At 65.6% G+C, this 22,297-nt stretch carries 20 protein-coding genes, 1 pseudogene and 1 riboswitch; of the genes and pseudogenes, 5 read left to right on the forward strand and 16 right to left on the reverse strand.

Annotated elements, in window-relative coordinates; all coding sequences use genetic code 11:
• The first annotated feature begins 13 nt into the window (after positions 1–13).
• Complete coding sequence (locus HAP54_RS06490) at positions 14–703, forward strand: A24 family peptidase (protein ID WP_339156830.1); 690 nt, start codon at positions 14–16, stop codon at positions 701–703.
• Between the two features lie 19 nt (positions 704–722).
• On the opposite strand, the gene HAP54_RS06495 is transcribed toward HAP54_RS06490, so the two are convergent.
• Genes HAP54_RS06495 through HAP54_RS06540 form a run of 10 tightly spaced genes read right to left on the reverse strand, consistent with a single transcriptional unit; the run spans position 723 to position 8,929 of the window.
• The gene (locus tag HAP54_RS06495) at positions 723–1,367 is read right to left on the reverse strand and encodes a hypothetical protein (RefSeq protein ID WP_224741358.1); all 645 of its coding nucleotides are present in this window, start codon (positions 1,365–1,367) and stop codon (positions 723–725) included.
• Positions 1,367–1,930: a type II secretion system protein GspM gene (gene gspM, locus HAP54_RS06500; protein ID WP_224741357.1), complete on the reverse strand. Its 564-nt coding sequence runs from the start codon at positions 1,928–1,930 to the stop codon at positions 1,367–1,369. The genes HAP54_RS06495 and gspM overlap by 1 nt, the downstream gene beginning before the upstream one ends.
• The gene (locus tag HAP54_RS06505; protein WP_166299139.1) at positions 1,927–3,000 is read right to left on the reverse strand and encodes a PilN domain-containing protein; all 1,074 of its coding nucleotides are present in this window, start codon (positions 2,998–3,000) and stop codon (positions 1,927–1,929) included. The genes gspM and HAP54_RS06505 overlap by 4 nt, the downstream gene beginning before the upstream one ends.
• Positions 3,000–3,914 carry a general secretion pathway protein GspK gene (locus HAP54_RS06510; RefSeq protein WP_166299140.1) on the reverse strand — a complete coding sequence of 305 codons (915 nt, stop codon included), beginning with the start codon at positions 3,912–3,914 and terminating at the stop codon, positions 3,000–3,002. The genes HAP54_RS06505 and HAP54_RS06510 overlap by 1 nt, the downstream gene beginning before the upstream one ends.
• Positions 3,914–4,642 carry a PulJ/GspJ family protein gene (locus tag HAP54_RS06515; protein WP_166299141.1) on the reverse strand — a complete coding sequence of 243 codons (729 nt, stop codon included), beginning with the start codon at positions 4,640–4,642 and terminating at the stop codon, positions 3,914–3,916. Before HAP54_RS06515 ends, HAP54_RS06510 begins: the two co-directional genes overlap by 1 nt.
• Complete coding sequence (locus tag HAP54_RS06520; RefSeq protein ID WP_166307495.1) at positions 4,639–5,043, reverse strand: prepilin-type N-terminal cleavage/methylation domain-containing protein; 405 nt, start codon at positions 5,041–5,043, stop codon at positions 4,639–4,641. Before HAP54_RS06520 ends, HAP54_RS06515 begins: the two co-directional genes overlap by 4 nt.
• Entirely contained in the window at positions 5,024–5,488 is a 465-nt protein-coding gene (locus HAP54_RS06525; RefSeq protein ID WP_166299142.1) for a type II secretion system protein, read from the reverse strand. The genes HAP54_RS06520 and HAP54_RS06525 overlap by 20 nt, the downstream gene beginning before the upstream one ends.
• Before the next feature lie 18 nt (positions 5,489–5,506).
• Positions 5,507–5,983, reverse strand: a complete 477-nt coding sequence (gspG, locus tag HAP54_RS06530; RefSeq protein WP_166307498.1) for a type II secretion system major pseudopilin GspG — start codon at positions 5,981–5,983, stop codon at positions 5,507–5,509.
• A gap of 53 nt (positions 5,984–6,036) precedes the next feature.
• Positions 6,037–7,248, reverse strand: a complete 1,212-nt coding sequence (locus tag HAP54_RS06535) for a type II secretion system F family protein (RefSeq protein ID WP_166299143.1) — start codon at positions 7,246–7,248, stop codon at positions 6,037–6,039.
• Between the two features lie 4 nt (positions 7,249–7,252).
• Positions 7,253–8,929, reverse strand: a complete 1,677-nt coding sequence (locus tag HAP54_RS06540; protein ID WP_166299144.1) for a GspE/PulE family protein — start codon at positions 8,927–8,929, stop codon at positions 7,253–7,255.
• A 325-nt stretch (positions 8,930–9,254) separates the two neighbouring features.
• Between HAP54_RS06540 and gspD the strand changes: the two genes are divergently transcribed.
• Together gspD and HAP54_RS06550 are read left to right on the forward strand one after the other, a co-directional pair.
• Complete coding sequence (gene gspD / locus HAP54_RS06545) at positions 9,255–11,633, forward strand: type II secretion system secretin GspD (RefSeq protein WP_166299145.1); 2,379 nt, start codon at positions 9,255–9,257, stop codon at positions 11,631–11,633.
• A gap of 76 nt (positions 11,634–11,709) precedes the next feature.
• Positions 11,710–12,183, forward strand: coding sequence for a tetratricopeptide repeat protein (locus HAP54_RS06550; protein ID WP_166307501.1), 474 nt, complete (start codon positions 11,710–11,712; stop codon positions 12,181–12,183).
• A gap of 9 nt (positions 12,184–12,192) precedes the next feature.
• Here the strand turns inward: HAP54_RS06550 and HAP54_RS06555 are convergent, their stop codons facing one another.
• Both HAP54_RS06555 and HAP54_RS06560 read right to left on the reverse strand, forming a co-directional pair.
• The gene (locus HAP54_RS06555; protein WP_166299146.1) at positions 12,193–13,686 is read right to left on the reverse strand and encodes a PepSY domain-containing protein; all 1,494 of its coding nucleotides are present in this window, start codon (positions 13,684–13,686) and stop codon (positions 12,193–12,195) included.
• A gap of 2 nt (positions 13,687–13,688) precedes the next feature.
• The gene (locus HAP54_RS06560; protein ID WP_248114263.1) at positions 13,689–15,635 is read right to left on the reverse strand and encodes a TonB-dependent receptor; all 1,947 of its coding nucleotides are present in this window, start codon (positions 15,633–15,635) and stop codon (positions 13,689–13,691) included.
• On the opposite strand from HAP54_RS06560, the gene HAP54_RS06565 reads away from it, so the two are divergent.
• A complete protein-coding gene (locus HAP54_RS06565) occupies positions 15,607–16,080 on the forward strand; it encodes a hypothetical protein (RefSeq protein ID WP_248114262.1) in 474 nt (157 codons plus the stop codon). The two genes, HAP54_RS06560 and HAP54_RS06565, sit on opposite strands and share 29 nt — an antisense overlap.
• Positions 16,075–16,270: riboswitch (cobalamin riboswitch) on the reverse strand. It overlaps the preceding gene by 6 nt.
• Before the next feature lie 228 nt (positions 16,271–16,498).
• On the opposite strand, the pseudogene HAP54_RS06570 reads toward HAP54_RS06565, so the two are convergent.
• The 4 genes and pseudogenes from HAP54_RS06570 to HAP54_RS06585 all read right to left on the reverse strand — a co-directional run bounded on the left by HAP54_RS06570 (position 16,499) and on the right by HAP54_RS06585 (position 21,458).
• Positions 16,499–17,427, reverse strand: a pseudogene (locus tag HAP54_RS06570) (CobW family GTP-binding protein).
• A 1-nt stretch (position 17,428) separates the two neighbouring features.
• The gene (locus tag HAP54_RS06575; protein ID WP_166299148.1) at positions 17,429–18,859 is read right to left on the reverse strand and encodes an amidohydrolase family protein; all 1,431 of its coding nucleotides are present in this window, start codon (positions 18,857–18,859) and stop codon (positions 17,429–17,431) included.
• 209 nt (positions 18,860–19,068) lie between these two features.
• A complete protein-coding gene (locus HAP54_RS06580) occupies positions 19,069–19,464 on the reverse strand; it encodes a hypothetical protein (protein WP_224741356.1) in 396 nt (131 codons plus the stop codon).
• A 137-nt stretch (positions 19,465–19,601) separates the two neighbouring features.
• Positions 19,602–21,458 carry an ABC transporter transmembrane domain-containing protein gene (locus HAP54_RS06585; RefSeq protein WP_166299150.1) on the reverse strand — a complete coding sequence of 619 codons (1,857 nt, stop codon included), beginning with the start codon at positions 21,456–21,458 and terminating at the stop codon, positions 19,602–19,604.
• 197 nt (positions 21,459–21,655) lie between these two features.
• Between HAP54_RS06585 and rpmE the strand changes: the two genes are divergently transcribed.
• Positions 21,656–21,883 (forward strand): 50S ribosomal protein L31, encoded by a 228-nt coding sequence (gene rpmE, locus HAP54_RS06590; RefSeq protein ID WP_016845230.1) that lies wholly within the window; start codon positions 21,656–21,658, stop codon positions 21,881–21,883.
• Positions 21,884–22,297 lie beyond the last annotated feature (414 nt).

The following is a 22,297-nucleotide window of genomic DNA, read 5'->3' on the forward strand; positions in this document are numbered from 1 at the left end:
GCGGCACGTAGTGGTGCGGACTATTGTCGGTATCCTATGCGGATTTGTGACAGCGCAGACTTTTTGTCGCATCTTTTCTGCTTCGCTGCCGTCGATGACGATCACAATTTCGCAAACCCGTCGCGCGGCGACGGATCAATTGAAAATGGACTGTTCAACGCGCGCGAGTTGTTGCAACACATTGAGCACGCGTCACACCTGTCCCGTCACCATGCATATCGATCGCGAAGTTCTTTATTTTATCGGGTCTTACGGCACGCTTTGCGTGCTCGGCTGCGCGGTCGCGCTGATCGATCTTCGCCACGGCATCATTCCAAATTGGCTGAACCTTGCGATCGCCGCGCTCGGTCTTGCGAACGTCGTCGTCACTGAAGGCACGACAGCCGCCTTCACTGCAATGGCGAGCGCGGTCCTCGTCGGCGCCGTGTTCTGGCTGTTGCAGCGGCTTTACTTCGCCTTGCGGCATGTCGACGGATTGGGACTTGGCGACGTCAAGTTTCTTGCCGCCGCCACGATTTGGGTCGGCGCAACAGGAATTCCGACCTTGCTGCTGATCGCAGCACTCGCGGCACTTGCGGTTGCCGGCAGCCTGCAACTCGCAGGACATGAGATGAAGCGCCAGACGTCGATCCCGTTCGGTCCCTTTCTTGCGCTCGGGCTTCTCCTGACGTCGGCACTTCAGAGCTGGCTCGCGCTGATCTAACTTCCGCTGGACGCTGCAATCACATCTGGCGCCGCGCGGCCAAGGGCTTCCGCTCCGTGCTGACCGGAACGAGCCGGACGTCGCCGCTCTCCTCACCGCCGGGCTGGGGCAATGTGAGCACGGCCTCCTGCTCGTCCTTCTGCATCCTGACTTCACGTCCGTTGATGGCTCGCAGCTTCCATCCCTGGAAATCGTCACCGACCTTCAGTCGCAGCGCGGTCTTGTTCGATTGATCGAGAAATATCCCGAAACTTTCATCATCTCCCGCGATCGTGCCGACCAGCGACAGCGGCGGCGGCTCGATCGCGACCTTGCGCGGCGGCGTCGGCGCTGGCTTGCTGACCTCCGGTTCCGCAACGACGGCGGGCGGCGGCCGCCGCGACGGCGAGAACACCGGCCGGTCGCGCGTGTTGGACAGCGTCTTGAGCGGGATGCCCCACAGCGGATTTGCGCTGAGTGGCCGCGACGTCGGCGCCGGCGAAGGGGCCACGCGGACCGACGTTACAGGTTCGGACGGCGGCGGCGAGCTCAGCACCGGACCGCCCAGGCGGGTATCATCGAGCAGCCCGGCGTCGAGCGCATCGCCGGACCGGTCGGGCACGGCGGCCGGTGCAGCATGAACCGACGCGGCCAGGAGCACGATGATCGCTGCAAAGCGTCGCATCACTTGGCTCCCCGCCATTGTCCGGATACGCCGAGCAGCACGCGCATCTTGCCGGGATCGGCGCCCTTGGCGGCCTCGTCGGCAACGGGCTGCACGACCAATTGGTCGATGAACAGGAATGGCATGCCGGCTTCGAGATCGTAGAGCACCTGCTGCAATTGCGCCTGCTCGATCTCGCAGCTCGCGACCATGCTGAGGAAGCCGGCCTTGGCCGGTGCGTTGGGAACGTCGAGCTGCGTCGACAGCACGTTGCCGCCGGCCTTGATCACGGCGCCCGACACGCGTTGCAGCAGGGTGGCGCCGGCAACCGTGACGGTGGCGCCCTCGAGATAGGCGGAGCCAGTTGGCATCGCGGGCTGACCAGGCGCGGTATTCGCCCTGGATCGTCCTTCGAGCTGCTCGAGCATTCCGGCCGAGGCCGCAACATCGCTGCGCAAGCCAGCGATGTCAGACAACGACGATATGACGATAAAGAGCAAAAGCACGAAAAGGCCGAGATAGCTCGCCGTCGCGACCAGTGGCGAGGTGCTGACGGCGGCCAGCGATCGGGATGCTGCGCTCATGTGCCGGACCCAAAATTCGCGGTGATGTTGGCCTCGACGTGGAACCGCTCCGCCGTCTCGTTCGCTGCGCGCGTCGTCGGCGCGAAGAACGTCGCGCGGGTGAATTGCGGCGACTGCTCCAGCAGCCGGATCAGGGAAGGCGCATCCTGGGTCATTCCCACCACCTGCACCTTGTTGCCCTCGATCCGCAGCTCGGTCACATAGGTGGTATCGGGCAGCACGCGCGAGATCGCTTCCAGAACCATGACGCTCGATGGAGTCGTCTGCTTGCGCTTGGCCAACAGGCCGAGACCGGACGAGTCGCCATTGGCATCGAGGCGCAGCGCGGCACGGCGCTGCGAGATCCGGTGCTGGAGATCCTCCTGCTCCGATTGCAGCCAGCCGCCGAGATAGATGTTCAGCAGCAGCGAGATTGCGGCTGCGGCGGCCATCGAGACCAGGCCGATGCGCAACAGGCGCGGAACCACAGGTCCGGCAAGACCCCGTAGCGGCCGATCGAGCAGCGTCACCTGCTGCAGCGTGCCGTCGCCGCCAACCGCCGGCGCCGAGACCGCGATGGAGGCGCCGCCCAGCGTCCTGGCCAAGCGGATCAACGGATCGATCTTGGCCGCCGCGGTCGCACTGAATGCGACTTCAATACGGTCATTGCCGACCGGCTGCGGCGCGCCCCAGCCGAACACCGCGTCAGCGGCGCTCCATGGTGTCAGCCGGTCGACCTGCGCGCGGATCATGCCGTCGAGGAAGTCGCCAGCCTGGCTCGGGAAATCGAGCACGCGGCTGACGATTTGATCCGATCGCAAGCGCACCTCGATCCGGCTGCCGTCGAACGCCGTCTTCCAATCCACCGGTAGCGCTGGCTGTGGCGCATCGTGATCGAGCCGAAACGAAACCGGCACCGAGGGTGAACCATCCTTCGACACCGCGAGACGGGCGGTGAATGTGCCGTCGGCATTTTCGTCGAGCGCGACGCCACGCCGGCGCACGAACCTATCAGCGACGCCGTCAACGGTGACCGCGACCGCGCCGATCCAACGCTCAAACCATTGTCGTGCTTCGGCAAATATTGCCATCAACCTCTCCCGCGAAGCAGAACCGGATTTCGCGGTTCGACATCGTTCTGCCAGGACAACACACGATAGGGCTCGACCTTGTCGCCGAGCGCGATCACCGCCTCGGACGTGGTGCGATGGCCGTTGCGGAAACGGATCGAGATCGCGATCCGGTAGCATGGGCTCTGCGCCGTCGATGCCGCACTTTGCGAGTCCGGCGCCTGCGCTCCGGCCGCGACGCCGTTTGGCGAGGCCGAACGCGCCCCGAAGCCGTCCTGATCGTTGCCCGATGCCTTGTCCAGCGCCCTGACGATTTCCGGCGCCGCGATCTTCAGATCGACATCCGGGCCGCCGTTGAACACCGTGACAAACGGCAGCGCGCGGTCGACCAGGGCTTCGGGGATACCGGCGACCAGCGCCAGCTCATTGACGTGGACGAACAGGCCCTGTCGCGGCGAGTAGCCAAGCGCATTGTAGCGGGCGGCCTCGACATTCTCGCTGCCCGGCGCGGGCCGGGTTCGCCAGCCGACGATCCGGTCGGCGTATTCGCCGGCTGCGTCCTTGCCGGCGCCGAGCACGACGAACAGGCCAATCAGCATCTCCTTCGATGCGTAGTTCAGGTCGAGGCGGCCCGCCTCCGACGTGAAGGTCACGCCGATGCTGACATCGTCCAGCCCAAAATGAAAAGCCCCGCTCTGCGGCCGCGTCTTCTCATCCGTCAGCGTCAATTGATAAGCGGCGAGCTCTACTCCGGCCGACATCAGCGCCTCGGTCTGTAACGACAGGTCGCTGGCGGCCAGCGCCCGCGCCGACGCGGCGAGATAGGCCGAGAAGATGATCGCCAGCGACGACAGCGCCAGCAGGATCCAGAGCACCGCAACGATGACGAAGCCGCGATCGGCCGGCGTTCGGCCGCTATTACCGGTCGCGCCCATCACGTCTTCCCCTGATCGGTAGACGTCTTGCCCTGATCGGTGTTGCCGTCGGAATTGCGCTTGTCGCCGCAATTGCCGTCCGGCTTGGTGCAGTCGCTCGGAATCTGGACATGGACCGGCGCGATGGTCGACACCGACAACACCCGTTCGCTGGCCGCATCACGCACCGTCAGGCGAATCATCGCCGGCAGTCTGTCGGCATCCCGCCACACGCTTTTCCAAGCCCGGTCCGCACCGGCATAGGCGAAGGACAGCCGATAGGGCGCGCGCAGCAGCACGACCGGGCTGCCGAGGTGCACCTGTTCCGACAGCGACACTCCGTCGGCCAGCGGCGTAAACCGCGCCTGCGAACGCACCGTGACGAACTCGCCGCGATCCCTGATCTCGCCAAGCCGCACAATGTCGAGCCCCGGCCCCGCATTCGGTCCCACCGACGTCCGCACGAACGTCACCGACAATTCCGATCCATCGAACAGCGGCTTGTGGGCGTCGCGATTGGCGGCAACGAACTCCGCTGCAGCGAGGTCGGCCCCGATCCGTTCCAGCGCGATCCCGATCAGCTCGCTGCGCTGGATCCGCTCGAGCCCCCGGTTCCAGCTCGGCAACCATTGCGCCGTGATGCTGGCGAGCGCCGACAGCAACAGCCCCATCAGCGCCAGCGCGACGATGGTCTCGATCAGCGTGAAGCCGCGCTCATGCGCGCGCTGGTCGGTGTTCGCCGGGGTCATTGCGAGGACCTCGGCATCAGGCGCACGGTACGGACGTCGGACAACGCGCCGCCCGGAGATTTGACGCGAATTCTCACCAGCTCCGGAGCCCAGGGCACGTTGCCCTCGGGAACCGTCCAGTCACCACCGAGCGGACTGACGTCGACGGTCCAGCGGTAGCCCTCCGCCTGCCCGGTCGATGAGCCCGGCTGCAAATCGGCGCGGGGCGGGATGCCGACCGTCATCAAGGTGCGCGCCGCCTGCATCAGCGCGACGTGCTGCTCCATGGCGCGAACACCACGCGTCTTGACGCCCATGACGGCGCCGATCGCGACGATCGAGACGGCCACCAGCGCCAGCGCCACCAGCACCTCGATGATCGTGAACCCCGCATCAGCGCGGTTAGTTGGCGGCGACGTCACGAGCAACGATTTCAACCCTTCCGGTGAGCCAGTTGACGCGCACTTCATATCCCGCATCGAGCCGCGTCAGCGCGATGGAGCCGCCACAAGAACCGCCATTGGCGAAGAAACGAATGGTCGATAACGCGGCCTGCCGCTGGCAGCGCTGCGGCAGCACGGCATCGAACCGCACATCGTCTGGAATTCGCACCGCCATGCGTGATGCGCCCGAGTGGATCACCCGGCTCGCCGCATCGACCAGCGTCGCGACGCTGGTGCTGCGCTCGATGGCGGCATTGCGATCGGCCTTCAAGAGCGTCGCGGTCTGCAGCGCATAGGCCTGCAACCGCGAACGCGACGTCTGGTGCGGAACGAACGGAAGCAGCACGGCCGCGAGCAGCGCGATGATGGCGAGCACGCACACCATCTCGAGCAAAGTGAAACCGCGCTGCGTCGCGTCATTCATGCTCGCCATGCATCCTTGTTATTCATTGTTGGCGGCTGTCGCCTTCTCGAGCGAAATGTCGGCGGAGGTGCCGCTGCCGCCCTCCTGACCGTCAGATCCATAGGAGACGATGTCATAGGGCCCGTGTTCACCCGGCGAGCGATAGATGTAGGCGTGATTCCAGGGATCGCTCGGAACGTTGCCGCCCTTCAGATACGGGCCATTCCAGGCAGCAACGCCCGGCGTGCGCCGGACCAGAGCGGCGAGCCCCTCCGCCGTGGACGGGAAGCGGCCCGCGTCGAGATAGAAAAGGTCGAGCGCGCTGGAGAAGCTTTGCAGCTGAATACGCGCTGTCTTGACCTTGGATTCGCTGAGATAGTTGAGAACGCGCGGCCCGATCAGCCCCATGATGAGGCCGATGATCGCGATCACCACCAGCATCTCGACCAGGGTGAAGCCCTCCTCCCCTGAACGCCGCGGCCCTTGTGACCGCGCCCGAGCGCGTCCCGCTCGCATGGAAAATGCCCCGATGATGGTGTTGCGCGATATCATGACCGATGACCTCTGCTCTAACCGACTAGCTGCGTGACCGAGAGCAGCGCCGTCATCACCGATACGATCAGTCCGCCGACGACGGTGCTGATCGTGATGATGGCCAGCGGACCGACAATGCCGACGACACGGTCCAGGCTGCGCTGCAATTTTGCTTCGTAGAATTCCGCGACCCGCCCGGCCAGCACCGGCAGCTGCCCGGTCTCTTCACCGAGCCGCAGCATGCGCACCGCCATCGGCGGCAGGCTGTCCGCGACGGAGAGCGCTTCCGACAGTTTTCCGCCATGGCGGACGCGGTCGGCGGCGGCGGTCCAGTTCGCCTCGCTCCCGGTCACCGCCATGATGTCTACGAGGATGCGCAGCGCAGCCGTGAGGTTGACGCCGCTGCCAAGCAGGACGCCGAGATTGCGGCAGAACAGGCTGGCGCGATAGAACTGGAAGGCGCTGCTGATGCCAGGCACCCGCGAGATCGCGTTGACGAGCGCCCCACGGACGCGCGCCTGCCGCAGCAGCCACCATGCGAGCGCGATCGTGGCCGCACTGATCAGGCTTGCCGCCGTGGCATTGGCGCGGAGGAAATCCGATACCGCGATGAAGCTGGCGAGCGCCGTATCCGACTTGCCGCCGAAATCGCCCAGCACGGTCGAGAATTGCGGCAGCACGAACAGCAGGAAGAACAGCATCACGCCGGATGCCGCGACCAGCACGAAGGCCGGATACTGCATGGCGTCAGTCAGCTTGCGCCGCATCTGCTCGGAGCGCGCGCGCTCGGTCCCCAGCATCTCCAGCACGGAATCCAGCGTGCCGGAGATTTCCCCGACCCGGACCAGGGCGATGTACATCGGCTGGAACAAGGTCGGATGATCCGCCACCGCATCGGCAAAACTCTCGCCGGTGAGCAGGGCCGCGCGAATTTTTGCCACCACCGGACGCATCCGGCCGACATCGGCATCGCCGGACAGCAGCTCCAGGGCATCGTCGAGACGCGCGCCGGCCTTGAGCAGAAGCGCAAGATCGCGCGTGAACGTGGTGACCTCGGCGGCGCTCGGCCCGCCGAACAGGCTGCGGCCGCCGCCAGCGCCGGACGCGCGCTTGTCCTCGGTGGTTTCGATCGGCAGCAGCTTGAGATATTCGATCCGCCGCGCCACCTCGGCCGCAGTCGGGGCGGCGATCGTGCCGTTCACGATCTCGCCGGTCTGGGTCAACGCGCGATAGCGATAATTTGGCACGACGTCACCGCACCGTCGCAACGCGGAGGATCTCGGCGGGCGAGGTCAACCCGGCGCGGCATTTGGCAACCCCGTCATCGAGCATCGTGGTCATGCCCGCCCGGATCGCCATCGTATCGATCTTCAACCCGTCGGTTCGCTCCCCGATCAGTTCGCGCAATTCATTCGACAGTTCGAGCAGCTCGAATGCGCCGAGGCGGCCGCGATAGCCGGTTCCGCCGCAGCGTTCGCAGCCGCATGGCTCGTGAACAATCTCGCCGGCCCGCAATCCAATCGCCGCAAGCCGGGGGTCCTCGGTGAAATCAGCCGATGCCAGCGGCCGCGCCGTCTTGCAGCGCTCGCACAATTGCCGGACCAGGCGTTGCGCGATCACGCCGCGCAGCACCGAGCGGAGCAGATAGCCCTCGACCCCGAGGTCGAGCAGGCGCGGCACCGCGGCCGCCGCCGTCTCGGTGTGCAGGGTCGTCAGCACCAGATGCCCGGTCAGCGCCGCATGCACCGCGACATGCGCGGTCTCGGTATCCCGGATTTCACCGACCATGATGACGTCGGGGTCCTGACGAACGAAGGAGCGCAAGGCGGTGGCGAAGGTCAGACCGATCGCAGGCTTGACCTGGGACTGGTTGACGCCGGGGATCTCGTATTCGACCGGGTCCTCGATCGTGAGAATCTTGCGGCTGGGCTCGTTGAGGATCGACAGGATCGTCGCCAGCGTCGTGGTCTTGCCGCTGCCGGTCGGTCCCGTGATCACGATCATGCCATGCGGCAGCTTCAAGAGCCGCCGCAGCTTGGCCTCATCAGCCTGCGAGAAGCCGAGCTTTTCCACGACCAGCAGGCCGCGATCCTTGGGCAGGATACGGATGACGGCGGATTCGCCATGCTGCATCGGCATGATCGCGACGCGGATATCGATGTCGGTCCGCCCGGCCCGCAGCCGCGCCGCGCCGTCCTGCGGCAGGCGACGCTCGGCAATATTGAGATTGGCGATGATCTTGATGCGGGAGACCACGGCCTGGGGCAGCACGCCGGACAACGCCGCGACCGGCCGCAGCAGGCCATCGATCCGCAACCGGACCATCAGGCCGGCGGCAAACGGCTCGATATGGATGTCGCTGGCGCGAAGCTCGACCGCCTTCTCGATCAGATCGTTAACCGCGCGCACCACCGGCGCGCCGCTGGCGAGATCGCGCAGGCTCTCGATGTCGTCTTCGCGGGGCAGCGCCGCCGTCAGTTCGGTGGCCTCGTCCTCCTCGGCACTGGCGCGGTTGTTCAGCACGATGGCGACGTCTTCCGACGATGCCACTTTCACTGTTATCCCGGCGCCGAGCACAATCTGCGCCGCCCGCTGCGTCGCCTGATCGGTGGGATCGACCACCGCAAGAACAGCGGTTCCATCGGCTTCCCGGCACGGATAGACCATGGTCTCGCGCAGGAAACGCGGCGAGAACGACCCGACCAGCGGCTCGGCCGAGGTCATTTCCTGGAGCGTCAGGCGGCCCAGCGCGAAGAAGCGCGCGGCTTCGTCGGCGAATTCGACAGGCGAAAGACTGGTGACCTCCCACAGCTTCAGTTGCCGGTGGTCGGCGCCCTGCCCGGTCCGCTCGGCCGGCCCATCGGTCGGCGCAAGGTGATTGTTCTGACGGAGATAATCCACAAACCGAACGGACAGGTCGTTGGCCATTCTCTTATCCCGCCACGCTATCCTGGATCAGCTCGCGCCGAGCCGCTGGCGCCGTTCGGCTCCCGTTAACTGCGCGGTTATCGACCCGAAGTGTGACAGCTGTGCGAAGTCACATCGTCCGCCGCGCTCAAGAAACTTTGAGGTGGCATCGCGGACACAAGCAACGCGCCGGCTGCACAAATTTTGGCACGACACGATGCAGGTCGCGAACGACAATCATGTAACCAATTTATTTCTGTCATGAACGCTCGCTAAGAGTCCTCCGGGGCAGGACCGATCGTCGCAAGCCATCGAAATATCAGCCAGCAAGTAGCGAAGGGCCTTCATGCAACGCGTAGGCACAGTGGGCCGCTGCCCGACGATCCGTGGCGGCCTGACAGCCATTTTCGTCTTGACGTCGCTGGGGTTGCTGGCGTCCTGCAATTCCGCGACGGTCGGCGAGAGCGTGGATGCGTCGCAGCTCGACGTCACCGACAAGGTGCGCTCGCTGGATCTGCTGCCGCGCCAGCCGCAACCGGTGAGCGCACTCGCGGCGACACCCGGCAACCAGGGCGGGAACGTCCGCGCGTCGATGTATGAAGGCAGCGACGTGACGGCCGTCGCCGACGCGCGGCCGCAGCCGACGGCGAATGGCAATGGTTTCGATCTGAATTTCGAGAGCACGCCGGTGGCGACCGTCGCCAAGGTCGTGCTCGGCGATATCCTGCATGTCGGCTACACTATCGACCCACGGGTGCAGGGCACGGTGAGCCTGGTGTCGGTCCGCCCGGTGCCGAAATCCGACATGGTGTTCGTGCTTGAAAACGCGCTGCGCCTGAGCGGCGTCGTGCTGCTCAAGGATACCGCGGGCTATCGCCTGACGCCGCTTGGCGACGCCGTCGGCGGCGGCCGCATCGATGCCGCGGCAGCCAATCCCGAGCCCGGTTTCGGCGTCTCGGTGGTTCCCCTGCAATATGTGTCGGCCCAGACCCTGCTGAAGCTGACCGACAGTTTTGCCACCAGGGCGGGCGCAATCCGCGCCGACACCACGCGGAATCTTCTGCTGATCCAGGGCACCGGGGCCGAGCGCCGCACCGCTGTCGACACCGTGCTCAGCTTCGACGTCGACTGGATGCGCGGCCAATCGGTCGGCATCTTCCCGATCTCGAGCGGCTCGCCCGCGCCCGTGATTGCCGAGCTGGAGAAGATCGTCGATTCCGGCGAGAACGGCCTCAGCCAGAACGTGATCAAATTCATGCCGATCGCACGCCTCAATGCGGTGCTGGTCGTGACCAAGAAGCCGGACATGCTGCACACGGCCGCGACCTGGATCAAGCGGCTCGACCGCAACGACACCGCGCGAACCACGGTCCATGTCTACCGCGTCAAGTATGGCGATGCGCGCCAGATCGCGCGGGTCCTGACCGACATGTTCCTCGGCGGCTCCTCAGGCAATTTGCTCGACAGTGCCGACAGCCAGCTCGCGCCGGGCTCCGGCACCTCGTCGACGTCAAGCGTCGCCGATCGTCTGTCGCTCAACAACAACAACGGCTCGAATTCGAGCATGGGCGGCTTCGCATCCCGCGGCACGTCGGGGACAGGTGCGACGGGCCAAGGCCTGGGCCAGGGATTTGGCGCCGGTGGGCAAGCCAACAATCCCAATGCGGGCCAGGGTAACAATGCCGCGCTGGATGCCGGACGCGGCGCCAGCGGCGGCAACGGCCAGCCCGTGCTGCAGGACGTCCGCATCACGCCCGATGTCGTGAACAACAATCTCCTGATCTATGCCGACCAGGCCAACTACCGCATCATCGAGTCGACGCTGCTGCAAATCGACGAGCCACAGCTCCAGGTCGCCATCGACGCGACGATCGCCGAAGTCACGCTGAACAACACCCTGTCCTACGGCGTGCAGACCTATCTCACCAGCCAAAACCTCGGCCTGAAGCCGAACACCGGCTCGATCCTTGGCACCCAGGCCACCAGCGCGCCCGCGACCACCACCGACGCAACCACCGGCGCGGTCTCGGTGGCGGGCTCGCTCACCAATGCTTTCATCAACCAGAGCTTTCCGGGCTTCAACTTCCTGATCGGCTCCGCGACGCAGCCGAGCCTGATCCTGGACGCGCTGCATGCCGTCACCAGCGTCAAGGTGCTGTCCAATCCCTCGCTGGTCGTGATCAACAACCAGGTCGCGACGCTGCAGGTCGGCGACGTCGTCCCGGTCTCGACCGGAAGCGCGACGGTGCTGACCACGAGCAACACGGTGGTCAACACCATCGACTATCGCAACACCGGCATCATCCTGAAGGTCTCGCCACGCGTTAGCGTGAACGGCACCGTGCGGCTCGATGTCGAGCAGGAGATCAGCAACGTTCCCCAAAGCAGCTCGGTAAACCTGACGACTACAGTGTCGGAGCGGCGGGTCAAGAGCCAGATCGCGGTCGCCAATGGCCAGACCGTGCTGCTGGCGGGCCTGATCAGCGAGCAGCAGAGCGGCAACCGCAATGCGCTTCCCGTGCTCGACCAGATTCCTGGCCTTGGCGACGCCTTCGGGCATCAGAGCAACGGCACCCAGCGCACCGAGCTGATCATCTTCATCCGCCCGCAGATCATCCGCAACGGTACCGACGCCCAGGTCGTCGCCGAGGAGCTTCGATCGAAACTGCGCGGCAGCATCGCCACGACATCGACCAATGCGCCGATCACCACCAGCTTCCACTGAGCCGGGCAACAGGATGCTCCGCATGCCCGCGCTGCGAACCCGCCTCTGCGCTACACTTGCGGTCGCGCTTTGGGCGATGACCGCATCCGTCGCGAGCGCCGACAGCCTTGCGCGCGGAACCGCCGCCTTTAATCGCGGCGACTATGTCAGGGCGTCTCGGGAGCTCGCGCCGGCCGCCGAGCGCGGCAATGCGCGCGCGCTCGGCCTGCTCGGCTTCATGTATGAGCACGGTTTTGGCGTGCCGCAGGCCTATGACGCCGCCGCCGATCTCTACTATCGTGGCGCCGTGCAGGGCGACCCGTTCGCGCAGGCCATGCTTGGCCTGATGTACGACAAGGGCCACGGCGTTCCGAACGATTACGTGCTGGCCTACAAATGGCTCAATCTGGCGGCCGCCCGCACGAACGGACGGCAGCGCGACGCCTATCTCCGCTTCCGTGATGCGGTCGCATCAAAACTCTCGCGCAATGAGATCATCGCCGGCCAGCGGTTTGCATTGGGATGGGTCCCCGGCCCGCCGGCGCCGAACGTGCACCTGACCGTCAAGTAGCTGCCGCGATCACGGCGTCCGCACAGGGATCGCGGACACGCGTCTCCTTCGCACCGGCCGCCGCAGCCGGCGCCAGCCGATCACGATGCCGCTGATCGAGACGATCGTGCCAACCGCTGACAGCAGCCACACCACGACGTCGCGTGCGGGAGAGATGCGCAGCAGCAGCGGGAAATCCAGGTTGTGCAGCGCGTTGAACAACCAGCGATAGGAGCGGCGACTGTCGTCGCTGCGGTCGAGAATTTCGCCAGTGACCGGAGAGATGTGCAGCCAGGTTTGCGCGGGATCATCAAAGCCGGTCCGCAGCACGGGGAGTTCGCGCGCGTTGTGCAGCGTGTACCAATAGGCGTCGGGTTCATCGAGCTGTTGGACCGAGTTCATGGCAGCTCCGGGCACCGCGCGCCGGGCGGCTGCGATGATCTCGTCACGCGAGAGAGACGCGGGCGCGCCGGTGGCGGGATCGGCGAGGCTGCGACGGCCATTGCTGTCATCGAGCATCATCAGCTTGTGTCCGCCGATCCAGACGAAGCGCGCCTCCACGGCCGGCACGGACGGCGACGACTGGAAGCCGGTGGCGATGTCGGGCGCGTCATGGCCGCTGTAGCCGACCACGATCTCCCTGGTGACGCCGCGGCCGGAGAACGCGCCGCCGGGATTGAGCGACAGCCAGCCGCTGAACACCCAGGTGAAAACGCAGATGCCGCCGATCAGCCCGGCGATGTGATGCCAGGCCATCCAGCCGCGGTACGGCGAGATGGCGCCGCTTGCGTAGCGACGCATCAATCGAAGCCGTAGAATGCCGATCCAGAAGCCGGTGACCGCGACCACGAGGCACACGCCCGAGATCCACAGCACCACGTCTCGCCACAACGGGCCGTCCTTGCGCAGCACGGTCGGATAGATCCAGTGCGGGATCGAGCCGAGCCAGTTCCAGACCCGCTCCCGCCGCGTGGTGTCGAGCGCGATCTCGCCGCTGCGCGCGGAGACGTAGAGCTCGGTCCCGTCAGCGTCGCCGAGGCCGATCAGATAGAGCGGCCGCAACGGGTCGAAACGCGCAGTGACCGACCATTGATCGCGCGTCACCGTGTCGAGCAACTGCGGACGCACCGCTTTCGGGTGATGACCAGCGATGGCCAGCGCCTGGTCCGGTGCGATCCGGTCGATCACGCTGCCGTCGATCGCCGAAATGGTGACGGCGGCTCCCTTCCAGCCGGCTACGCGATAGACCGGAACATCGGCCATCATCGACAGCCGCAGATCGCGCGGATATTGCTCCAAGCCTGCGATCGCCATCGCGCGGTCAGGCGCGATCTGCACCTTGCCCCACGAAATGAACGGGAGCGCGGCCAGGCGCTCGCTGTCGGTGAGGCGCGGAAAGGCCACGTACATCATAACGAGGCCTGAGATGAACCACATCGCGAACAAGAGGCAGGTCGCGATGCCGATCCAGCGATGGACGACATAGAGCCATCGCCGCCCTCGCCGGATCAGAGCGTTGCGCATCGTCAGAACTTCACGTTGACGGAGAGTTCCGCGGTGCGCGGCATGCCCAGCAGCCACTGCCCGGCATAGGGCGACGTCACCGCGTAGACCTTGTCGAACAGATTGTAGACGCGGAACGCGACCGTGGTGCGCTCATCCGGCTTCCACCTGACACCGCCATTGACCACATTGTAGCCCGGCCGCAACTGGGTGTTGGCAAGGTCGGAGTACATCTGGCCGACGATCTGGACGCCGCCATAGACCGACCAGTTGGATGCGAAGTCCCAGGTCAACCAGATGTTCGACACCTGCTGCGGTACGTTGATCGGAACGTTGCCGGCATAGCTGACGAGCTTTCCACCCACCAGCTGGCTGTTGTTGTCGTACTTCGCCTGTAGCAGCGCGACATTGGCGTCGATACGCCAGCCATAGTCCAACGCCAGTCCGACCGATGCCTCGACGCCGCGCGATGATTGCTGGCCGACCTGCAATGCGAGGCCTGCGGGGTTGTTCGGATCGGCAACGAGCAAATTGTTCTTGACGATCTGATAGCCCGCCAGCGTCCACTCGCCGCGTCCGCCCAGGAACGACTGCTTGACCCCGATCTCGGTCTGCTTGCCGGTGGCGAGCTGGAAGGTCTTTTGCGTGGCCGACAGCGAGATCAGATTGCCAACCGGATCGACGCCGACCGCATACTGACCATAGAACGCGAGGTTCCTGATCGGTTCATAGACTACCCCGGTGCGCCAGCTGGTGCCCGAGAGCGCGACGTCGAAACTGTTTGACGGCGTCCGATAGTCGGTGCGGTCGACCTCGGGGCGATCGTACCTGACGCCGGTGACGAGCGACAATTGATCAGTCAGCGACAGACGATCCTCCGCAAACAGCGCGTATTGATTGACGATCGCATTGAAGCCGGGCGATGTCGCGGTCGTCGTCGCGAAGAACGATCCTGGATCGAAGACGTAGGGGTTGACTGACGACGCGCCGCCAAACGGCGAGTTATTGGTGTGGGTGAAGTCGATGTGGTTAACGTCGAATCCTGCGACGAAGCGGCTCTCGAGGCCGAGGATGTGGCCGCTGAAGGTCGCGTCCATCCGGTTGCCGGCCTGCTTCTGGTCGTGGAAGATCTCGATATAGTTGCCGCGATCGATCAAGTTGGTCTTCGGATTCCAGGTATAGCTCTCGATGTCGCGCCAGTGCCGCTCGCTGGTCAGGTAATACAGCGTATTGTTGATCTTGATGCCGTCGGCGACGTCCCACTCGGTCTTGAACTGGGTCCAGCTGTCCTGATAGCGGATCGTGCTATCTGACGCGTTGTAATTCTTGAAGCGCAGCGCGTCCTGGATCGCGCCGTTGATCAGCGGCGTGCCGAAATAGCGCGACGGGCTGCGGTCGCCATAATCCTCGGAGAGCGTGAAGGCGAAATTTTCGGACGCCTGCACCCGCACCGCGGCGGAGACCACCGCGTTCGAGGTCTTGTCGCGATCGACCCAGCCGTCCGACATGTTGCCGGTGGCATTGATGCGGTAGGATACATTGGGATTGATCGGACCGGTGCTGTCGACCGAGAGCCGCCGCGTCATGTTGCTGTCGAGCGAGACCTCGGCTTCGTTGTAGGGCGTGCCCAGCGGCTTTTTCGGAATCACGTTGATGACGCCGCCGATTGCGCCTTCGCCGTACAGCACCGAGGCCGGGCCGCGCAGCACCTCGATACGTTGCGCCGACCAGGTATCGTACGGGAACGTCAGGGTTCCCGAGCCGATGTAGAAGCGCGTGCCGTCATACAGCGTCATCACCGAATTGCTGCCGGCGAAGCCGCGGGTGCTGAACGACAGGCCGCCATTGCCGGGAGCGGGCGTTGCGGTGAATCCGGCTGCGTCCTGGGTGACGGCGTCGGTGACATTATGCTGGCCGCGTTCGGCGATGGTCTGCGACGTGATGATCTCGACGCTGGCGGGCGTCTGCAACGGCGTTAGATTCAGACGGCTGCCGGTGCTCCCCGGCTTGGTGGCGTTGAGCGTCGGCGATGCCGACCCCGAAGCGCCAGACGCCGCGGCGCGCGGCGTGTTGCCGGTTGCCGCGGCCAGTGCGGGTCTGGAGCGTGGCCGCGACGACGACGCCGAGTTGCTGCTTCGCGCCGCGGGCTTGGGCTTTGCTGATGCCGAGGGCGAGACCTCGATCGGATCGAGCCTGGCTGGTGGCGGTGTTTGTGCTCCACCTTCAGCCGGCAGCAGCAGCGATGACAAGGAGCAAACGAGGCCGAGGCGCCAGCGGCGCGCAACGGGAGAAGACGGAGACATGAAAGGACTCGCGGTAACGTGGCACGTCACCGCGAACGCGGACTGGCGCATTGCCCAAAAGGCAGTGCTCCGATCGCACCAGGACGCCCCCGCCCGATGTGCTCGCGTGTGACCACGACTGACGGCAGGTCTCCTGGCTCACGGGTCGTCGCCTGTCGACGCCTTCCCGGACCGAATGGCCCAGTGGCAAATTGACGAAAGGCTCGCCGTTTACAGTTGCGGGGACAGCTGCGGCATTGGGGTTACCCTCGCACCGCATTCCCTTTTGATCCCCGAAGGGAACCGTCGGCAAAAACGATAGGTGGTGCGGGATGGGCTGTCAATTCGATGTGATGGTCACGCGCATGCTTTGCGGGACGGTGCTGCAGCGATGACACAGCCACATCTACGACTGACGCGGAGAGTTAACACGTCATCCTGAGGAGCGCGGCACGCGCGTCTCGAAGGATGCACGGCCCGGCTCGTGGCCGTCGATCCTTCGAGACGCCGCTTCGCGGCTCCTCAGGATGACGGGGAAACGTAAGTTCGCATCACTCGGCTTCGACACATCCCTGCATCACCTCATCGATCTCCGCCCACGAGAGCGCACCCATCTCGGCGATGAACACGATCCGCGTGCGCGGCACGCCAGGCGACGGCACGCCGCCGCAGCCAAGGTCGCGCGTCCGCCGGCGAGTTGAAACACCGTCAGCCGCCCCGGCTGCTCCACCGTCTCGAACAATCCCTTCGATCGCGCGAGCTTCGGCGCCAGCCTGCCGATCGCCTGCTGCAAGCGCGGCAACCGCACCGGCCGCTTGGACGTCCAGCTCAGGGTTTCGAACCGGTCGGACGTGGGCCGTCGCGGCATGGTCTCACGCGGCGCCGGCAAATGATCGAGATCCGCCGGAAACAGTAATTCTGCCGACACCTCGCCATGCAGTGCATCGACAACAACCGCCGCCGGCCGTACCGCGCGCACGGCACCGCGGATCGCGGCGCGCACGGTGGCATCAGCCAGATCGACCTTGCTCAGTGCCACCACATCGGCCGCCCGCAGTTGCGACCGCAGCAGCGCATCGTCCAGCGCGGCCACAGGCTGCGTCGCGTCGACCACGCACAGCACGGTCTCCAGCGGCGCTTCCTTCCAGACCACGGGGTCCATCAGGTTGCGCACGATGTCAGCGGGATCGGCGATCCCGCTGGTCTCGATCACGATGAACTCAGGACGCGGATCACGCCGCAGCAAGGTTGCGAGCGTGCGCAGCAGATCGCCCTCGAGCGTGCAACAGATGCAGCCATTGCTCAGGCTCACCACGCCATCGCTGGCGCCGGCGATCAGCTCCGCATCGATGTTGACGGCGCCGAAATCGTTCACCACCGCGGCGATGCGCCGCCCTTCCGCATGCGCCAGCAGATGGTTCACGACGGTGGTCTTGCCCGCCCCGAGAAAACCCGCGACCAGCAGGATCGGGACCGGCACGTCAGCCTCCAGCGACCGGCCGGCGCACCGGCCGGCCCGGCCGTGCCGCGACATCGAGGACGCCGTCGTTGATCAGCGGCTGACCGCTGACCACGAGTTGCCGCACGCCCTCCGCCGGGCGGTTCATCGTGGTGAAGGTCGCGCGGTCGCTCAAGGTCTCGAGGTCGAACACCACGACATCGGCGTCAGCGCCGGCCTGCAACCTGCCCTTGGCGCGCATCGCCGGCGTGCTTGCGGACAGGATTTCCGCCGGGATCAGCGCGCATTTGCGGATGCCCTCGAGCAGCGACACCTTCTTGCGCTCGCGCACCCATTCGCGGATGAAACGGGTGAAGCAGCCGGCCGAGCGCGGATGCGAGGTGGCATCATCGGGCAGCGGCCAGGCGTCGCCGGTGTAGGGGCGGCCGTCCGACAGCGTCCACGGCATCGCGTCGGACGCGATCGCGCCGCCCGGATACAGCACCGCCATGTCGAGCAGGTCGCGATGATGCTGATTGTTCTCGATATCGAGCACATGCCACAGCACCAGCGTGGAGGGTTCTTCGGCCTGCGCCGCCAGCAGCTCCTCGCGGCTGCCGAAGCGGTGACCGTCGGTCACGCGCTGCACCGAATCGTAGCCGAGGCCGTTGCGCTCCTCGAATTTGGGATCGCTGAAGAAGGTCGCCGCCAGCACGGTCGAACCGGTGCCGTAGGGATAGGCCTCCACCGTTATCGGCAGGCCCTGCGCCTGCGCTTTTGCGATCAGCGCTACACAGCGTTCGATATCGGTCTTGCTCGACGAGTTGAAGTGGCAGATGTGCATATGCGCGCCGGTGGCGCCGGCATAGCCGATCAGGCGGATATAGGCCTCGGCCGCGCTCTCGGGATCGATCCGGGACATGTAGGCGACGTGGGTGAAGGTCGGTACCGCATGCGCGGCCGCGAGCTGACATACCGCGGTCAATTCCTGCACGCCGGCGCCCGGCGCATAGGCGTTGAGAATGCCGATGCCGATGCCGCCTTCGTTCAGTCCGTTGGCAAGACGCTCGAGGATGCCGCCGACCTCGCCCTCGGTCGCCACGTTCTCGATCCAGCGGCGATCGCGCATCGCTGCGCCGAACGATTCCAGCGAGCTCTCCGAATTCGAGCCGGTCATCGCGCCGATCCGCGCGAACGCCCAGTTGGCGGCGGCGCCGTAGTTCAGCACCCGGCCCTTCTCGGCCTGGCGCTTGTACCAGGACGCAACCGGCAGCACGCCGGCCTCGAGGTCGAGCGACGTCGTCACGCCGTCGAAGGCCTGCATGCGATCGGCCGGAATGGTCTGGCCGTGCGCGTGCAGATCGATGAAGCCGGGCGCCACCACGAGGCCGGTCGCGTCGATCTGCCGCTCGGCGCCGCCGAGGCCGGTGCCGACAGCGGCGATCCGGCCGCCGCTGATCATCAAACCACCCATCTCGCCACTCCCCGCATTGTCCAAAACCGCGGTCCCGGCCGGCCGCCTTCATTAAGGCTTACGACCGGACCCAAGCGGGGCCAAGAGACAAAAATGCATCGCATCTATCGCGACGCCCCGATCGGGATTCTTGCGATATGGTGTAACGCAATCGTCCTTCGCGCGACGCGAGAAGGCCGTATCAACGATGCGAGTGGCGGCGAGGTCCGTTACGTTCCAGTCGCCCGTCGCGGGGCGAGGCCTCTCCAGAGATCGTCGCTGGGCCTGGTCCGACTCGAGACGAGCTTCGGCGGCGTCCGATCCTTCGCGATCGCCGCCTCGAAGGCCCGCCGCAATCGCGGATTGTCGATCTGCATCTGAAAGCGCCGGACAACGGCGTTCGCATGGGCATCGTGACCGGTGATGGCATGACACAGCTCCGCTGTCGTCCTGCGGAAGAAGTGGAACGAGCCGTCGGCCGCACCATCCAATCGATCGAGCTCGCCGGCCATGGCGAGCACGTGCATCCGGTCGGCGTCGTCGAGCGTCACCGTGAAGCACAGCACGGCGAGTTGCCAGGCGCCGAGCAGCTTGCCCTGCGATTCGCTTGCTCCCTCGCTGCGCATCGATCGAACACCCCGCGCGCCCGATCCGGGGCGCGGCGTGACTATCCTTGCGCGGCAATAGGTTTTCGAGGGGAGCGCGCGAGCGATCTCATAGGCGCCGCATAAGCGGCCCGGCAACGCCTAGCAAGATCGCGGGCTCAAATCCCCTCGAACTGCAGCCGCGCCAGCCGTGCATAGAGGCCGTTGGCGGCGACCAGTTCGGCGTGGGTACCCTGCTCGACGATCCTGCCCTGCTCCATGACAAGGATGCGGTCGCAGGATAGCACGGTCGCCAGACGATGCGCGATCACCAGCGTGGTGCGGTGGCGCATCAGTTCCTCGAGCGCGGTCTGCACCAGCGTCTCGCTCTCGGCGTCGAGCGCCGAGGTCGCCTCGTCGAGCAGCAGCAGCGGCGCATCGCGCAGGATGGCGCGCGCGATCGCGATGCGCTGGCGCTGACCGCCGGACAGCGTCACGCCGCGCTCGCCGAGCTGGGCATCGAAGCCGCCGGGCAGCCGGCGCAGGAATTCGGTGGCATGGGCGAGATCGGCGGCACGCTCGACCTCGGCATCGGTGGCATCCGGCCTGCCGAACCGGATGTTCTCGCGGGCCGAGGCGGCGAACACCACGGAATCCTGCGGCACCAGCGCGATCCGCGCGCGAACCTCGGCGGGATCGGCCTGCCGGATCGGCACGCCGTCGAGCGAGATCGTGCCCGATTTCGGGTCGTAGAAGCGCAGCAGCAGGTGGAACAGCGTGCTCTTGCCGGCGCCGGAGGGGCCGACGATCGCGACCTTCTCACCGGAGCCGACCTTCAGCGACACGCCGTCGACCGCAAGCGCGTTGGGCCGGGTCGGATAGGCGAAGCTGACATTGTCGAAGCCGACATCGCCGCGTGCGGGCTGCGGCAGCGCGCGCGGCGCGGCGGGAGCTGCGATCTCCGGCTTGACGCGCAGAATCTCGAACAGCCGCTCGGCGGCGCCCGATGCGGCCGAGACTTCGCCCCAGACCTCGCTGAGCTGGCCGAGGCCGCTGGCAGCGAACGCCGTGTAGAGAATGAACTGGCCAAGCCGGCCGGGACTGATGGTTCCGACCAGCACGTCGTGCGAGCCGACCCACAGGATCACGACGACGCTGGCGAACACGATGAAGATCACGATCAGCGTCAGCATCGCGCGCGCCTTGGTCGAGCTGCGCGCGGCGTCATAGGCCTGCTCGACCTCGCGGCTGAAGCGCGTCCTGGCCAGTCGCTCGCCGGTATAGGCCTGCACGGTACGGATCGCGTTGACCAGTTCGCTCGCATAGGCGCTGGCATCGGCCAGCGTGTTCTGGGCGTTGCGCGACAGCCGCCGCACCCAGCGGCCGAACGCGACCAGCGGAATCACGATCAGCGGGATCGCAGCCAGCACGAAGCCGGACAGCCGCGGGCTCGTGATCACCATCATGGCGGCAGCACCGAAGAACAGCATCAGATTGCGCAGCGCAATCGACACCGAGGCGCCGACTGCGGACTTGATCTGCGTGGTGTCGGCGGTGAGCCGCGACACCAGTTCGCCGCTCCGTGCGGAATCGAAGAATGACGGCGACAACGAAATCAGATGCGCAAACACGTCGCGCCGGAGATCGGCGACGATCCGCTCGCCGATCGTCATCACGAGGTAGTAGCGCGAGGCGCTGGCACAGGCGAGCACGGCGACGACGGCGATCATCACGCTGAAATAGCTGTTGATCATCGCGATGCCTTCGGGCGTGAAGCCCATGTCGATCATCCGCCGCACCGCGACCGGCACGACCAGCGTGGTGATCGCCGCGATGGTCAGCGAGATCAGCGCGAGGATCGCGCGTCCCCTGTAGCGCGCCACGTAGGGCGCGAGCGCAAGCAGCGGCCGCAGGCGGGCACGGCTCTTCGCCGGCTCCGTGATCTGGCTCTCGATGAAGGCTTCCTCGTCGAGCAACGCATCGCGCGGAGGCTGCGGCCTGCCGGGAGGGGTCTCAAGCTGTTCGGCTACGCTCATTATGTTTCTAGACCGGTTCTATCGCCTCCACATAGGCCCGCCGACCCCCGGCTGGCAAATCCGGTAAAGTCCCAATCCGGTGATGGGCTTAAGCCCCTTTCATGGCTTGTTTTGGGGGGCTCCATGCGTTATAGAGCCGCCCAAATCCCGTACCCCAGACATCTTGAGACGGGCGCCGGCGCGCCGAAGGAACTGCCATGAAAGCCGATATTCATCCGAATTATCATACGATTAAGGTCGTCATGACCGACGGCACCGAGTACCTGACCCGCTCGACCTGGGGCAAGGAAGGCGACACGCTGAACCTCGACATCGACCCCAAGTCGCACCCGGCCTGGACCGGCGGCACCCAGCAGCTGATGGACCGTGGCGGCCGTGTGTCGCGCTTCCAGAAGAAGTTTTCGGGCTTCCTCAAGAAGGACTAAAGTCCGCTTCGGGATCGCTATCGACGCCCAATGCAAAACGCCTCCGATTCGGGGGCGTTTTTGTTTGGGGGGTCGGGTCGGATCGAATGTCAAACAGCATGTTCAGTGTCATCACCCGCGCATGCGGGTGATCCAGTATTCCAGAGGCGCCAGTGCTTGAGCCGAGAGGCCGCGGCGTACTGGATCGTCCGGTCAAGCCGGGCGATGACAGTGTGGGTGGGGACGCAGCTCCGCATTCTCGCGACATGATTTGTCCGAGCTTTGCTTCTCGTTCCGCCCTCTCCTTGAACAGAGGGCGCAGGGAAAGCCGGGTGCCGATCGCACCCATGGGCCCCGAGCAAAGGTAGAAAGCTCGGGGGTAGGACCACAGGTGTAACCGGAAACAACCCGGCTTTCCCTGCGCGATGGGTTACG

The organism is Bradyrhizobium sp. 2S1 (assembly GCF_011516625.5).
In the GTDB taxonomy this organism is placed as follows: domain Bacteria; phylum Pseudomonadota; class Alphaproteobacteria; order Rhizobiales; family Xanthobacteraceae; genus Bradyrhizobium; species Bradyrhizobium septentrionale.

What these genes read in the sequence shown, in the direction of transcription:
- HAP54_RS06495 (WP_224741358.1), bottom strand. Translation starts at nt 1,367, where the DNA reads ATGCGACGCTTTGCAGCGATCATCGTGCTCCTGGCCGCGTCGGTTCAT.
- gspM (WP_224741357.1), bottom strand. Translation starts at nt 1,930, where the DNA reads ATGAGCGCAGCATCCCGATCGCTGGCCGCCGTCAGCACCTCGCCACTG.
- HAP54_RS06505 (WP_166299139.1), bottom strand. Translation starts at nt 3,000, where the DNA reads ATGGCAATATTTGCCGAAGCACGACAATGGTTTGAGCGTTGGATCGGC.
- HAP54_RS06510 (WP_166299140.1), bottom strand. Translation starts at nt 3,914, where the DNA reads ATGGGCGCGACCGGTAATAGCGGCCGAACGCCGGCCGATCGCGGCTTC.
- HAP54_RS06515 (WP_166299141.1), bottom strand. Translation starts at nt 4,642, where the DNA reads ATGACCCCGGCGAACACCGACCAGCGCGCGCATGAGCGCGGCTTCACG.
- HAP54_RS06525 (WP_166299142.1), bottom strand. Translation starts at nt 5,488, where the DNA reads ATGAATGACGCGACGCAGCGCGGTTTCACTTTGCTCGAGATGGTGTGC.
- gspG (WP_166307498.1), bottom strand. Translation starts at nt 5,983, where the DNA reads ATGCGAGCGGGACGCGCTCGGGCGCGGTCACAAGGGCCGCGGCGTTCA.
- HAP54_RS06540 (WP_166299144.1), bottom strand. Translation starts at nt 8,929, where the DNA reads ATGGCCAACGACCTGTCCGTTCGGTTTGTGGATTATCTCCGTCAGAAC.
- gspD (WP_166299145.1), top strand. Translation starts at nt 9,255, where the DNA reads ATGCAACGCGTAGGCACAGTGGGCCGCTGCCCGACGATCCGTGGCGGC.
- HAP54_RS06550 (WP_166307501.1), top strand. Translation starts at nt 11,710, where the DNA reads ATGACCGCATCCGTCGCGAGCGCCGACAGCCTTGCGCGCGGAACCGCC.
- HAP54_RS06555 (WP_166299146.1), bottom strand. Translation starts at nt 13,686, where the DNA reads ATGCGCAACGCTCTGATCCGGCGAGGGCGGCGATGGCTCTATGTCGTC.
- HAP54_RS06565 (WP_248114262.1), top strand. Translation starts at nt 15,607, where the DNA reads ATGATCTCGACGCTGGCGGGCGTCTGCAACGGCGTTAGATTCAGACGG.
- HAP54_RS06575 (WP_166299148.1), bottom strand. Translation starts at nt 18,859, where the DNA reads ATGGGTGGTTTGATGATCAGCGGCGGCCGGATCGCCGCTGTCGGCACC.
- HAP54_RS06580 (WP_224741356.1), bottom strand. Translation starts at nt 19,464, where the DNA reads ATGCGCAGCGAGGGAGCAAGCGAATCGCAGGGCAAGCTGCTCGGCGCC.
- HAP54_RS06585 (WP_166299150.1), bottom strand. Translation starts at nt 21,458, where the DNA reads ATGAGCGTAGCCGAACAGCTTGAGACCCCTCCCGGCAGGCCGCAGCCT.
- rpmE (WP_016845230.1), top strand. Translation starts at nt 21,656, where the DNA reads ATGAAAGCCGATATTCATCCGAATTATCATACGATTAAGGTCGTCATG.